This is a genomic window from Azospirillum sp. B2RO_4, from assembly GCF_051124815.1.
Classification (GTDB): Bacteria; Pseudomonadota; Alphaproteobacteria; order Azospirillales; family Azospirillaceae; genus Azospirillum.
The window spans coordinates 119,012-132,557 of record NZ_CP118490.1 but is presented as its reverse complement, the minus strand read 5'-3'; the positions used below and the strand labels follow the sequence as shown (position 1 = coordinate 132,557).

The 13,546-nt window shown below is 69.4% G+C and carries 9 protein-coding genes; 2 read left to right on the top strand and 7 right to left on the bottom strand.

The window, feature by feature from the left end; translation table 11 throughout:
• Positions 1-71 precede the first annotated feature (71 nt).
• The 7 genes from PWS46_RS26740 to PWS46_RS26710 form a co-directional block, all read right to left on the bottom strand.
• Complete coding sequence (locus tag PWS46_RS26740; RefSeq protein ID WP_434625023.1) at positions 72-1,607, bottom strand: ABC transporter substrate-binding protein; 1,536 nt, start codon at positions 1,605-1,607, stop codon at positions 72-74.
• 49 nt (positions 1,608-1,656) lie between these two features.
• The gene (locus PWS46_RS26735) at positions 1,657-3,522 is read right to left on the bottom strand and encodes an ABC transporter ATP-binding protein (RefSeq protein WP_434625022.1); all 1,866 of its coding nucleotides are present in this window, start codon (positions 3,520-3,522) and stop codon (positions 1,657-1,659) included.
• A gap of 139 nt (positions 3,523-3,661) precedes the next feature.
• Positions 3,662-3,847, bottom strand: coding sequence for a hypothetical protein (locus tag PWS46_RS26730; RefSeq protein ID WP_434625020.1), 186 nt, complete (start codon positions 3,845-3,847; stop codon positions 3,662-3,664).
• Complete coding sequence (locus tag PWS46_RS26725) at positions 3,844-4,992, bottom strand: PepSY-associated TM helix domain-containing protein (RefSeq protein ID WP_434625018.1); 1,149 nt, start codon at positions 4,990-4,992, stop codon at positions 3,844-3,846. The genes PWS46_RS26730 and PWS46_RS26725 overlap by 4 nt, the downstream gene beginning before the upstream one ends.
• 36 nt (positions 4,993-5,028) lie before the next feature.
• Positions 5,029-7,482 (bottom strand): TonB-dependent siderophore receptor, encoded by a 2,454-nt coding sequence (locus PWS46_RS26720; RefSeq protein WP_434625017.1) that lies wholly within the window; start codon positions 7,480-7,482, stop codon positions 5,029-5,031.
• Between the two features lie 129 nt (positions 7,483-7,611).
• Positions 7,612-8,652, bottom strand: a complete 1,041-nt coding sequence (locus PWS46_RS26715) for a FecR family protein (protein ID WP_434625015.1) — start codon at positions 8,650-8,652, stop codon at positions 7,612-7,614.
• An 80-nt stretch (positions 8,653-8,732) separates the two neighbouring features.
• Positions 8,733-9,257 (bottom strand): RNA polymerase sigma factor, encoded by a 525-nt coding sequence (locus PWS46_RS26710; protein WP_434625013.1) that lies wholly within the window; start codon positions 9,255-9,257, stop codon positions 8,733-8,735.
• A 358-nt stretch (positions 9,258-9,615) separates the two neighbouring features.
• Here PWS46_RS26710 and PWS46_RS26705 point away from each other — a divergent pair, with 358 nt between their 5' ends.
• On the top strand, positions 9,616-11,109 hold the full coding sequence (locus tag PWS46_RS26705; protein WP_434625011.1) for an ABC transporter substrate-binding protein: 1,494 nt from the start codon (positions 9,616-9,618) through the stop codon (positions 11,107-11,109).
• Positions 11,100-13,541 carry an ATP-binding protein gene (locus tag PWS46_RS26700; protein ID WP_434625009.1) on the top strand — a complete coding sequence of 814 codons (2,442 nt, stop codon included), beginning with the start codon at positions 11,100-11,102 and terminating at the stop codon, positions 13,539-13,541. The genes PWS46_RS26705 and PWS46_RS26700 overlap by 10 nt, the downstream gene beginning before the upstream one ends.
• Positions 13,542-13,546 lie beyond the last annotated feature (5 nt).

The window sequence follows — 13,546 nt, the reverse complement described above, 5'->3', positions numbered from 1 at the left end:
GGAAAAACGGAACAGAACCGCATCCGGCACCGCCATGCCCCCTCGGGGAAAAGGCGGTGCCGGGTGTGGGATCAGTCCACCGTCACTTCGGTCAGCTTCGGACGGTTGTCCGAGGCCGGCGGGAAGTTCTTGACCCGCTTGGCGACGCCGTAGATGGCGTTGGAGTTGTAGAGCGGCATCTCCAGCGCCTTGTCGGCGACGGTGCGCGCGATCTGCTTCAGGATGCGCTCGCGTTCCGCCACGTCGGTGATCGCGCGCTGGGATTCCAGCAGCTTGTCCAGATCGGCGTCATGCTCGTACGGGTTCCACTTCTCGCCGGAATGGTACATGGCGTAGGCGGTGTTGTCGTAGTCGAAGGTCCAGCCGCCCCATTTCTGCTGGAACATCGCGCCGGTCTTGCCCTGCGGGATGATGTCGTTCAGCAGCACGTTGGTCTCGTACGGCTTGATCGTCGCGACGACGCCGACCGCGCCCAGATAGGCGGCGACGGCCTGGGCCACCTCGTTCATCGTGGCGTCGTTGCCGCGGATGTCGATCTGCACCGTGGCGCCCGGCTTCACCCCGGCCTGGGCCAGCAGGGCCTGCGCGCCTTTCGGATCGAAGGGCAGCGGCTTCAGCGCCGGGTCGTAGCCGAAGGACAGCTCGCCCTGGAAGCTGGCGATTTCCGACGCCTGGCCGGCCAGGATCGACTTGACGATGGCGGCGCGGTCCACCGCCATGATCAGCGCCTTGCGCACCCGCGGATCGGCGGTGATGCCGGACTTGGTGTTGAAGCGCAGCGCGTCCACCGTCGGCCCCGGAATGCTGAGCACCGTCAGCTTCGGATCGGCCTGGATGACCGGGACCATGCCGATGGGAATGGTCGGCGGCAGGACGACGTCGACGCGGCCGGCCTGAAGCTCGGCGACGGCAGTGGCCGGCTCGGTGATGAAGCGGTATTCGACCTCCGACAGCTTCGGCGCGCCGCCCCAGTAGTTGGGGTTGGCCTCCAGCTTGATGCCGGTCTTCGGGGCGTAGGAGACGAACTTGAACGGCCCGGTGCCGACCGGGTTGACGTTGAAGAAGGCGTCGCCCTTCTCCTGGATGTATTTCGGCGGGACGATCATCGCGCCATAGCCGGCCAGCTTGGTCAGCAGGACCGGATCGGGCGCCTTCAGCTTGAGATCGACGGTGGTGTCGTCGATCACCTCGACGCTTTCAATGGCGATGTAGTTGGAGCGCTGCGGCCCCTTCGCCCCTTCGTCGCCCAGCAGCCGGTCGAAGGTGAACTTCACGGCGGCGGCGTTGAACGGCTCGCCGTTGTGGAAGGTCACGCCGCTGCGCAGCTTGAAGCGGATGCGCTTGCCGCCGTCCATCTCGGTCCAGGATTCGGCCAGTCCGGGCACCAGCTTGCGGTCCGGGCCGCGGTAGGTCAGCCCGTCGAAGATGTTGGTGCCGACCGAGGCCCAGTTGACCAGGAAGGTGTCGATCGGGTCCCAGCTTCCGGGATCCTGCGGCGACGAGATCGTCAGCTTCCCGGCGGCATCCGCGGGCGTCGCCGCGAAGGCCGCACCGGCCAACAGCGCCGCCATGAACGCGGTTTTGATCCCCTTCACACCCAATGCCATGACACCTGTTCCTTGATCGATGGTTGTTGTTGGTTGACTTGAAGCCGGGTCATGCGCTCCGGCGGACGAAATGGCCCGGCTGCACCTCGTCCAGCGGCAGGACCGCGGGGTCGTCGCCGACGGCGCGAACCGGGCTCGGGATCTCCCCGTCCAGCAGCGCCCGGCCGCTGCGCCGCGACGGGTCGGCGACGGGGACCGCGGACAGCAGGCGGCGGGTGTAGTCGTGCGCCGGGCTTTCGAAGATCTGGCGCCGGCTTCCCATTTCCATGATCTGGCCGAGGAAGAGGACGGCCACCCGGTGGCTCATCTTCTCCACCACCGCCATGTCGTGGCTGATGAAAAGGTATGCGAGACCGCGTTCGGCCTGAAGATCCATGAACAGGTTGATGACCTGCGCCTGGATCGACACGTCGAGCGCCGACAGCGCCTCGTCGGCGATGATCAGCTTGGGGTCGGAGGCGAGCGCGCGGGCGATGCAGACGCGCTGGCGCTGGCCACCGGAAAATTCATGCGGGTAGCGGGCGGCGTGGGCGGGAGCGAGCCCGACCCGCTCCAGCAGGCCATCCACCCGTTTGCGGATCTCGCGCTCGCCGTCGAGCAGTCCATGGGTGCGGATCGGCTCCGCGATCGAGAAGCCGACCGTCTTGCGCGGATCCAGCGACGCGAAGGGATCCTGGAAGATGTACTGGACGTCGCGCCGCAGCCGGCTGCGATCCGCCGCCCCCATCTCCGACAGGGGCCGGCCGTGGAACGAGATGCGGCCCGAAGTCGCGTCCTGCAACTGCTGGATGGTGCGCCCGATCGTCGATTTGCCGGAACCGGACTCGCCGACCAGCGCCAGCGTTTCGCCCGGATGGATGTCGAAGGAGACCTGCGTTACCGCATGGACCTGATGCGTGGCGCGGCCGAGCCAATTGGTCCTGGACTTGAACCGGACGGACAGGTCGCGAACCGACAGAAGGGGCGCGGCGCCATAGTCGGCCGTGTCCTGCACCCTGGCCTCGCCCACCGTGGTGACGTGGTCGCCGTCGAGGACGGTCAGCGGCAGGCGGCGGGGGTGGTCCTCTCCCGCCATGGCGCCCAGCCGCGGCACGGCGGCCAGCAGGGCGCGGGTGTAGGGCTGGCGCGGGGCGGCGAAGAGATCGGCGGCGCGGCCCTCCTCGACCTTGCGGCCCTTCCACATGACGACCACGTCGTCGGCCATCTCGGCCACCACGCCCATGTCATGGGTGATGAACATCATCGCCATGCCGAGTTCGGCCTGCAGGTCGCGCATGATGGTCAGGATCTGCGCCTGGATCGTCACGTCGAGCGCGGTCGTCGGCTCGTCCGCGATCAGCAGCCTGGGCCGGCAGGCCAGTGCCATGGCGATCATCACCCGCTGGCGCATGCCGCCCGAGAGCTGGTGCGGGTAGCGCTTCAGGATCTGGGCGGCATCCGGCAGGCGGACCATGTCGAGCAGCCGCCGTGCCTCTTCAGCCGCCGCGGCCTTGCCCATGCCTTCGTGCAGGATCAGCGTTTCGCCGATCTGGTCGCCGATGGTGAAGACGGGGTTCAGCGAGGTCATCGGCTCCTGGAAGATCATGGCGATCTCCTTGCCGCGGATCGCCCGCATCTCCTTCTGCGTGGCCGTCAGCAGGTCGCGCGGCCCCCGGCTGCCCTGGAACAGGATGCGGCCGGTGGGATAGTGCGCCCCCACCATGTCGGCGAGCCGCATCACCGACAGCGACGTCACCGACTTGCCCGACCCCGATTCGCCGACGATCGCCAGCGTCCGTCCCGGATGAACATGGAAGCTCAGATCCTCGATGACCCGCTGCCCGCCGAAGGCGACGGACAGATCCTCGACGCTGAGCAAAGGTGGCGTGGCCGGCGGTGCGGGAGCTGGAGAGGCGTTCCGGGTGGACGGCTGCATCGGGCGCGGAACCTTGGTGTCCCTATTGTCAAGAGACTGAGGTTTCCCGGATCCGCCAGTTCCGTCAATGCATTATTTCGGATCGTTAACCGTGCCCGATGTTATCATCCGGTCCCCGCCGGGATGTCGAGAGGAGCCGTCAGCGCTCGCGTTTCCGCCAGGCCCAAGCGGCGGCCAGGATGGGGACGGACAGCGCCGCCCAGGACAGCGCGTCCATCAGGCCGTCGTCCAGCAGGGCGGTGACGAGCCCGGCGGTGGTGACGAGCGCGATTGCGGCGGGAACGCCGAAGATCGCCGGCAGGGGGAGGGGAGCCCGCGGCTTCATTCCGCGGCCTCCCCGGCGATGGCGCGCAGGCCGGGGCTTGCGCCGGCCTGCTCCTGGGTGACGCGGCGGCGGGCGATCCACAGATACAGGCCGCTGCCGAGGATGACGATGGTCAGCACGTCCAGCGCCGCCCACAGGATCTTCATCGGCAGCCCGCCATAGTCGCCGAAATGCAGCGGCTGCGACAGCCGCAGCGCCAGCATGTACCAGGGCATGGAGCGCATGTCGGTGAAGGCCCCGGTCTCCGCGTCGATCAGGGCGGGGGTCAGGATCCGGTTGGTGGCCGGCGTGGCGCCCTTCAGCCAGACGGCGTAATGATGGTTGCTGGAGAACCGCACGCCGGGAAAGGCGATGAACTGCGGGCGCATGCCGGGGGCGGCCTCCATCGCGGTGCGGACAGCCGCGTCGACGGAGGCGAAGCGCTCCGGCACCGGCTTGCCCTCATAGGGGGCGATCATCGCCGCCAGCTCGTTGGCGCGCCAATAGGCGACCAGCGGAACCGACAGGGTGTTGATGACGCCGGTCAGCCCGACCACGACCACCCACATCAGGGTGACGATCCCCAGCATGTTGTGCAGGTCGAGCCATTTCAGCCGCCTGCTGCGCCCGGCCCGCACGGTGCCGAAGGACAGCTTGCGCATGAAGGGCGCGTAGATCACCACGCCGGACAGGGTGGCGAGGAACAGCAGGAAGCCCATGAAGCCGAGGAACAGCTCGCCGGGCAGTCCTGCGAACATGTCCACATGCAGGCGCAGCATCACATGCATGAAGCCCCGGTCGTCGTTCAGGTCGGCCAGGATGCGCGTGGTGCGCAGGTCGATGGCGGAGATGTGCATCTGCGACACCGGCGGGCGGGCGGTCGGGCCGGTCGTGACGTTCACCACCGGCCGGTCCTCGTCGAAGCTGAGGAACAGCGGACGCTCGCCGGGGTAGGTGGCCAGCGCCGAGGCGACCGCCTCGTCCAATGACTTCAAGGGCGTTTCCGCCGGCATCGGCGGAAGAGTGTCCTCCGCCGTCAGCGCCTCGATCTCGTCATGGAAGATCAGCGGCAGGCCGGTCAGGCACAGCAGCAGCATGAAGAGCGTACAGATCAGGCTGGTCCATTTGTGGATCAGCGTCCAAATCCGGATGGTTCGGTTGGTCATCGGGCCCTCCTCATGCCGCCGTCATGAATGCGCCGTTCAGAAATCGACCGACAGCGACAGCTTGGCGGTCAGCGGAGCGCCCTGGCTGAGGTAGCCGCCATAGGCCGACGCCCAATAGGCCTTGTCGGTGACGTTCTCCACCGCCGCCCGGACGGTGACCGGACGGTCCCGGATGTCGGTGACCATCCGCGCGCCGATGTCGAAGCGGGTCCAGCTCGGGATCTTCAGCGTGTTGGCGGTGTTGAGATACTGCGACCCGGTGTGGATCACGCGCCCGGTCAGCGTGACGGTGGGGAAGGAGGCCGGAAGGAAGGGCAGGTCCCATTCCACATTGGCGTTGAACTGGTGGCGCGGCACGCCGACGGCGTCCTTGCCCTCGGTCGCGGCGCTGCCGGTGTCGGTCAGCTCCGGATCGATGAAGGTGGCGCCGCCCAGCAGCCGGACGCCCTGCACCGGCTCGCCATACAGCATCAGCTCGATGCCGCGGTTGCGCTGCTCGCCGGACACGCTGTAGATGCGGGTGAAGGCGTCGGTGACGCCGCTGGGCTGGGTGGTCTGGAACAGCGACAGCGAGCCGCCGAAGCTGCCGAAGTCCAGCTTGCCGCCGACCTCGTACTGGACCGAGCGGTAGGGCTCGAAGATCTCTCCGGAATTGGCCGCCGTGGACGGGGCGGTCGGCCCCTGCGCCAGTCCCTCGATCCGGTTGGCGTAGAGCGACAGTTCCTTGATCGGCTTCACCACCAGCCCGACCACGGGCGTCAGCGCCGACTGGTCGTAATCGGATGTGCGGGCGCCGTTGGCCCGGTTGAAGCCGCGGACCTGGATGTTCTGCTGGCGCAGGCCGGCGGTGACCATCACCCGGTCGTCGAGGATCGACAGCGTGTCCGAGGCGTAGACGCTGCGCAGCACCGACTCGCTGACCTTCGGCGGGTCGCCGACCATGCCGCTGGACGATGTCGTCGCCGGGCGCGGCAGCCCGACCATGCGGTAGAGGTTGATGGCGGAGGTCGCGCCGAACTCGAAGCCGTTGTTGTTGGTCGTCCGCAGCGCGGAGGCGCCGGCATTCAACTGGTGCCTGACCGGGCCGGTGTGCAGGTCGGCCCGGATACCGGCCTGTCCGGTGCTGGTGAAATCCTCGCGCGGGACGGTCAGGCGCCGGACTGTGCCGGTGCCGTCGGGCCGCGTGACGGTGGGGGAGGCATAATCACCGTCCTCGCGCATGCTGCGCATGCCGAAGGCGCCATAGGCGGTCAGGTTGGGCAGGATGTCGTATTCGGCACGGATCTGGCCGAAGGTGTCGCGCATCTGCGAATAGGACCAGGGCTGCGCATAGTTCTGCGACGCCGACGGCACCGCCGGGACGAAGCTGCCGAAATAGACCACGGGGCGGCCCTGCTCCACCCGCTGGGTCTGGGTGCCGACGTCGAGCGTCACGCGGGCGCGCTCGCCGCGATAGTCCAGCGCCAGCGAGCCGAGCTTCAGCGTCCGCTCCTCGTCGTCGATGGCGGTGTCGCCGCCGCGCACCGCGGCGTTGACGCGCACGCCGAACTGGTTGGCGTCGCCGAATCGGCGGCCGACATCGGCGGACAGGCCGAAGCGGCTGCCCATGGCATAGCTGGCGGTCAGGCGGGTCAGCGGTTCATCCTCGGCCCGCTTGGGCACGAGGTTGACGCCGCCGCCGATGCCGGACCCGCTGGGGGCCGCGCCGTTCAGAAAGGCGTTGGCACCCTTCAGCACCTCCACCCGTTCGAACATGTTGGTGGCGACGATCTGGCGCGGCGCGGTTCCGTAGAGTCCGTCGATCGACAGATCCTCGCCCATCAGCTGGAAGCCGCGGATGACGAAGCTCTCCGCGAAGTTGCCGTAGCCGAGGCCGCTGCGCACCGCCGGATCGTTGGCAAGCACATCGGCGACGGTATCCGCCTGCTGGTTGCGGATGGTTTCGGCGGTGTAGCCGGTGACGGAGAACGGAACATCCATCGCGTCCTGGTTGCCCAGCGCGCCGATGCGCCCGCCGCGCGCCACCTGACCGCCGGCATAGGCCGGGGGCAGGGCGCCGGGACCGGTCGTGCCCCCGCTGCCTTCGATCTGCACCGGGTCGAGCTGGATGGCGCCGCCGGCGGCGACGCGTTCGACCGTCACGGTTTCGGTGTTGAGGAAGCGGGCGGTCAGTCCGGTGCCGGACAGCAGGCGGTTCAGCCCCTCGCGCGCCGACATCGAACCGCTGACGCCGGGGGAATCGACGCCCTGAGTCACCGCGCCGGGGCTCAGCACCTGGATGCGCGTCGCGGCGGAAAAGGCGGCGAGCGCCCCGTCCACCGATTGCGGCGCAATGGCGAAGGTCACCGCCCCGGCCGGGTTCGTCTGCGCCATCGCTGCGGGGACGCTGGACAGCAGAAGGCCCGGCGCGATCAGCATCGTCGTCGCCAGCAGCCGCCCTATTGTAAGCCCGGTTATTCCCGTCTTCGCCCCAAACTTCGCCAATGCCATCGCTCGCCTCTGTCATCCGGTGAGAGCCGCGCCGCTTTCCTGCGACTGCGTCTCATTCTCTTCTTTCCCGGTGATGACGATGGGTGGACGGAGATCCCTGGGAAGTTTTTTCGGACCTTTCGTTTTTTTTCAGCGAAGCAGGGTCAGGTAGGGGGTGATGCGGGTGGCGCGTACGCCGAGGCCGCGCTCCAGCGCATCGATCACGGCATCCGGCCGGTCGAGCGCGAAGACGCCGGAGACCACGCGCTCCGCCGCCTCGTCGTTCAGCAAGACGACGCGGCCCGGCCATTGCCGGTTCAGTGCGGCGATGACGGAGGCGAGCGACTGCTGGCGGAAGACGATCTGGCCCTGGCGCCATGCGAAGGCGACGGCGGGATCCGTTGCCCGTGGCCCGGTCAGGCCGTGGGAGTCTGCCTCCGCGCTCTCGCCCGCGTGCAGGCGGACGCTGTCGGGCCAGAAGGCGTGGCTGTCGGTGCTTGGATGGGCGGAGACCTCGACCATCCCTTCGCCGACGGTGACGATCGTGCGGTCGTCCTCGCGCCGGACACTGAACCGGGTGCCCAGCACGCGGGCGGCACCCGCCCCGCCATCGACGACGAAGGGATGGTCGGCATCGCGGGTGACGTGGAACCACGCCTCCCCGCGCAGAATCCGGACGCGCCTCTCACCATCCCGGAAATCGAGCGCCAGCGCGGTGTCGCCGTTCATCTCGGCGGTGGAGCCGTCCGGCAGGGTCAAAGTCCGGCGCTGCCCGGTCGAGGTCACCTGATCGGCGACGGCATTCTGGTAGAGCGTCGGCCCGCGCCAGACGCCGAGCCCACCGACCACCAGCAGGACGGCCAGCGCCGCAGCGAAGCGCTGCACCCGAACCGCCACGGGGCGGCGGGGAGGGGCATTCCGGGACCCGGCATAGGCGGCGCGGGCAGGGTCCTTGAGGTCGTGCAGGAGGGTCCGCACTTCACTCCAGGCACGGGAATGGGCCGGACTGCGGGCCAGCCACCCGGCGAAGGCGGTACGCTCCGCCGGGGTGAGGTCGGCGGACTGCAGGCGGAAGAACCACGCGTTGGCTTCCGAGAACAGGCGATCCCCATCCGGTCCGCCGTCTGCAGGTCCGCCATCTGCCGGCTCCCCGTCTGCCGGCTCCCTCTGCCGTTCATCCCGATGATCCATCGCGTCTTGCCGCAAGCTCCCGTTGCCTCGTGTTTGGTTAGACGACCAGCGGAGGCCTATCCCTCAAAGAAATTTGCCGATCATCGCGGCGGGCGCCGCTTCATGTGGGCGCGGCACTGTTCCAGCGCCGTGCGCAGATGATACTCCACGGTGCGCGGTGAAATGCCGAGCCGTTCGCCGATGGCGCGGTAGGGCAGGCCTTCGACATGGTAGAGCAGGAAGACCTCGCGGGTCTTGGGCGGCAGGGCGTCGATGGCGCCGCGCAGCCGGGCCATGGTCTGGTTCCGCTCCACCACCGCATCGGCGCCGGGGGCTGCGGCCGGCAATTCCTCGTCGGGGGGACCGGTCTCGCGCCGGCGCCGGCGCCGGGCTGCCCGGCAATGGTCCAGCGCGATGCGGTCGGCCACCACGTAGAGCAGACCGGCCGGGTTCTGCACCGCCTCGCCATCGGGCAGACGGGCCAGCCGCAGGAAGGCATCCTGCGCCAGATCGCCCGCCGTCTGCGGATCGCCGGTGCGCCGGGCGATGGCGCGCTCCACCCGCAGCCGATGCGCATCGAACAGTTCCGCGATCCTGCGCGCCCAGGTGCCGACGGGGCCGGTCATCGGGCGGGCTGGGAACGGAGGTCATCGGTCGGGGCGGGGCGGAAGCTGTCGGTCACGGATGCGCGGACTGGCGGGTATGAGGGGACCGGCATCCCTGGGGCCATCGCCTTCGATGCCGGTCACACCGGTATAGCCGCACCGGACTTGGAATGCGAACCATTCTTATTATCGCAGGGTGCCTTGGGCGGCGTCGGCAGCGGGCATGGGCGGCGGGATCGATGTAGGACCCGTTGATGCAACACGGCCATCATGTGTAACAAGTTGCCCGCCGGAACCGCCGCCGGTGCTCGGAACTGGACAAGTTCATTGCAGTGTGGGGTGCTGGGCGGTTCCGGGGGGTGGGGTCGGTGGAGGCGGCATGGATGGTTATAAGCGCGATGCGATTGCAGGGCCGAGATGGGGCTTGCGGCGCGGCGGACGGCTGGTGCGCCGGCTGGCGGTCGTCCTGCTTCTGCTGGTCCCGGTCGCAGCGGCAGGTCGGGACCTGACGGGCACGGAATCGGAGACGATCATCGTCCTGACGTCGTTTCCCGCCGGGTTCTACGAGCCGGTGCGGGAGGCCTTCGAGCGTGCTCATCCGGATCGGCATCTGCGCGTGATCAACACCAAGACCACCGCGGCGATCACCCGGCTGCAGGACCGCGAAGGCGAGGGCGTCGACGTCTTCTGGGCATCCGCCCCGGATGCGTTCGAGGTTCTGAAGGCGGCGGGATTGCTGAGCCCCATCGCATCCCGGCCGACCGGAGCCCCGTCGACCATCGGCAACCAGCCGGTCGACGATCCCGACGGCACCTATCTCGGCTTCGCGCTGTCCGGCTATGGGCTGGTCTGGGATCAGTCCTACCTCGACCGGCATGGGATTGCCGCTCCTCGCGGATGGGAGGATCTGCGGCGTCCCGGATATGCCCGGCACCTGGGCATCACGGCGCCGTCGCGGTCGGGCACCATGCATCTGATGGTGGAGACGGTGCTGCAGCTCCAGGGCTGGGAACGCGGCTGGGCGACATGGCTTGAGATCGCAGGCAACCTCGCCACGGTGACCGCGCGCAGCTACGGCGTGGTGGAAGGGGTCGCCAAGGGCCGTTTCGGCATCGGGCTGGCCATCGATTTTCTGGGACAGACGGCAGGTCAGTCGGCGGAACAAAGGCCGGCGGAGCAGGGGCCGCCGGAACAGGGGCCGGAGGTGGAAGAAAAGCCGGTGGCGGCCGGCGGCTTGCGGTTTGCCTATCCGGCGGACAGCGTCTTCCTGCCGGCCAGCGTCGCGATCCTGCGCGGCGCTCCCAATCCGGCCGGGGCGAACGTCTTCGTCGATTTCCTGCTGTCGCAGGCCGGGCAGCGGCTGATGCTGCGTCCCGATATCGGACGGCTGCCGGTGCGCCCGGACAGCTATGCCGACGCACCCGCCGGCTACCCCAATCCTTATGAACGGGAGACCGGCGACGACCTCTTCCTCTTCGACCGGGGCCTGTCCAGCCGTCGCTACGAACTGGTCAATTTGCTGTTCGACGAGCTGATCACCTTCCGGGTGAAGACGCTCAACCGTGTCTGGCAACTGATCCATGAGGGCGAGACCCGCCTCGCCGCCACCCCGGATCCGGTGGCGCGCGACCTGCTCCGCGCCGCGCGGAAGGCCGCCACCGCTGTCCCGGTCAGCGCCGCCCAGGCTGCCGATCCGGCCTTTTCCGCGGCGCTGCGCCGTCCAGCCCGCGGCATGCCGGTCTCGGCCCGGCAGGGCGAGTTGGAGGCGGAGTGGCGACGCTTTTCCAAGGACCGGCTGGAGGCGGCCCTGTCGGCGTCCGAGCGGGCCCTGGTCATCCTGAGGGTGGCGGCCGGAGAGGGGGGATGGCCATGAATGTCCGGATGGCGATGAATGGCCGGGCGATGCGCTTCGGCATCCGGCTCCGCCTCTTTCTTGCCTTCGTCGCCGTCGCGGTCCTGTCGGTGGTGGCCTGCGTGCTCGGCTGGCTGTCCTACGACCGGCTGGGCGGCACGCTGGACGAGTTCGCCGAAAGCCACCTGCCGGCCCTGGGGCTGGCGGCGAAGCTGGCGGAGGAGGGGGGCGCCATCATCGCCACCGCCCCCGTCCTGGCCGGCAGCCGGACGGAGGCCGAGATGGACGCGATCCGCGAGACGCTGGGCCGCCGTCTGGCCGCCCTGCGGTCGCTGACCGACGCCATCGAAGGCGGCGTTCCCGGCCTGCGCCCGGTGGTCGATGCGCTCGGCCGCAACCTGTCGGAGTTGGACGGCACGGTGCGGCACCGGTTGGAGCTTGGCCGCCGCAACCAGGAGGCCATCGAACGTCTGCGCTGGCTGCACGCCGATTTCCTCGACGAGATCGACCCGCTGGTGGCGGACGCGCGCTTCAACATCCAAAGCGCCCTGGCGTCGGTGGAGAGCGGCAAGCCGTCGGCCGATGCCGTCCGCGTCCTGCGCGAGGAAAACCGGCGGAGCGAGGCGGTGCTGCAGATCGGCGCCAACGGCAATCTCGCGGTCGGGCTGATCGCGCGGGCGGCGACGCTCGCCACGCCCGAGATGCTGGACGACAACGCCGGCTTCCTCGACGAGACCGCAGACCGGCTGAAACGCGACCTGGCGGCGCTGGCCGACTGGCCCGACGGCGTGTCGCTGGGTCAGGTGGTGGGCCAGCTTCTCGCGCTGGCGCGCGGGACCGATGGCGGCGTGCCGGCGCTGCGCCGGGCGGAGCTGGAGACCGCCGCCCATGGGCAGGATCTGCTCGCCCGCAACCGGGAGATTGTCGCCCGGCTGAACGGCCTGATCGCCCGGCAGGTCCAGGCGGTGGAGAGCGATTCCCGCGCCGCCGCCGCCCGTTCCGCCCAGGCCATCGCGTTCGGCCGCTCCGCCCTGCTGGCCAGCGCGGTCGTCAGCCTGCTGGTGGCGGTTCTGGTGGCGTGGCTCTACGTCAACCGCAACCTGATCTCCCGCCTGACCCGGCTGGGGGAGTCCGCCCGCGCCATCGCCGCCGGCGATTTGAAGGCGGAGATCCCGCTGGGCGGCAACGACGAATTGTCGGACATGGCGGCGGCGCTGCTGGTGTTCCGCGACACCGCCATCGCGGTGGAGGAGGCGAACGCCCAGGCGATGATCGACAATGCCCAGGCGGGTCTGGCGATCACCGACGCCGATGGCGCCATCGAGTTCGTCAACCCGCTCGCCGCCGCCCTGATCGCGCCGCCGCCCAACGGTCCTGCGGAAGAGAGCGGAGAGGCGCCCCGGCTTTCCGATCGCCTTGATGAAGAGGGCGCCGCCCGTGTCGCCGCCTTCTTCGCCGAGGCGTCGGCCGGGCCGGCGGAGGGCGCCGCGCCGTCCCTATCGATCCTGACCACCGGGCGGCGGCCTGACGGTGGGGCGGTGCCGGTGCAGGTCGGCGTCCGTCCCTTCTGGCACCGCCAGCAGCAGCGCTTCATCGTTACGCTGACCGACATGACCGAGCGGGTCGAGGCCCAGCACATCCTGGAGCGCACGGTACAGGAGCGCACCGCCGACCTGCGCGCCACCAACGACCGGCTGGAGCGCGCCATCGCCGAGCACCGCCGCACCGAGCGCGACCTGCGCGAGGCGCAGGCAGAGCTGGTCCAGGCCGGCAAGCTGGCGGCGCTGGGGCAGCTTGCCGCCGGTGTCGGGCATGAGCTGAACCAGCCGCTCGCCGCCATCCGCTCCTACGCCCACAACGGCCGCAAGCTGATCGAGCTGGGCCGGACGGAGGAGGCCGGCGGCAATCTCGGCAAGATCGCCGATTTGACGTCACGCATGGCGAACATCACCAACCACCTGAAGCGCTTCGCCCGGCGCCCCGACAGCCGGCTGGGCGCGGTGGAGCTGGCGCCGGTGATCCAGGGGGCGCTGTCGCTGTTCGGCGACCGGCTGCGCGGGGAGGCAGTCGACATCGCGGTCGAACTGCCGGATGCCGGCGCCCCCTTGCGGGTCCGCGCCGAGGAGGTGCGGCTGGAGCAGGTCCTGGTCAATCTGCTGAGCAACGCGCTGGACGCCGTGGCCGCCGTCCCGGTTCGCCGCATCCTGATCCGGGCGGAGGCGGGGGAGGCGGACAGCGTCCGCATCGAGGTGCGCGACAGCGGGGCCGGGATCGCCGCCGGGCTGGCCGGGCAGATCTTCGATCCCTTCTTCACGACCAAGCCGATGGGAACGGGGCTGGGTCTGGGGCTGTCGATCTCGTACAACATCGTCCGCGACTTCGGCGGCGTGCTGTCGGTGGCCGAGAGCGGCCCCGGCGGAACCGCCTTCGCCCTCACCCTGATCCGCGCATGAAAGCC

Coding starts and splice junctions, on each gene's coding strand:
- PWS46_RS26740 (WP_434625023.1), bottom strand. CDS start 1,607: ATGGCATTGGGTGTGAAGGGGATCAAAACCGCGTTCATGGCGGCGCTG.
- PWS46_RS26735 (WP_434625022.1), bottom strand. CDS start 3,522: ATGCAGCCGTCCACCCGGAACGCCTCTCCAGCTCCCGCACCGCCGGCC.
- PWS46_RS26730 (WP_434625020.1), bottom strand. CDS start 3,847: ATGAAGCCGCGGGCTCCCCTCCCCCTGCCGGCGATCTTCGGCGTTCCC.
- PWS46_RS26725 (WP_434625018.1), bottom strand. CDS start 4,992: ATGACCAACCGAACCATCCGGATTTGGACGCTGATCCACAAATGGACC.
- PWS46_RS26720 (WP_434625017.1), bottom strand. CDS start 7,482: ATGGCATTGGCGAAGTTTGGGGCGAAGACGGGAATAACCGGGCTTACA.
- PWS46_RS26715 (WP_434625015.1), bottom strand. CDS start 8,652: ATGGATCATCGGGATGAACGGCAGAGGGAGCCGGCAGACGGGGAGCCG.
- PWS46_RS26710 (WP_434625013.1), bottom strand. CDS start 9,257: ATGACCGGCCCCGTCGGCACCTGGGCGCGCAGGATCGCGGAACTGTTC.
- PWS46_RS26705 (WP_434625011.1), top strand. CDS start 9,616: ATGGATGGTTATAAGCGCGATGCGATTGCAGGGCCGAGATGGGGCTTG.
- PWS46_RS26700 (WP_434625009.1), top strand. CDS start 11,100: ATGGCCATGAATGTCCGGATGGCGATGAATGGCCGGGCGATGCGCTTC.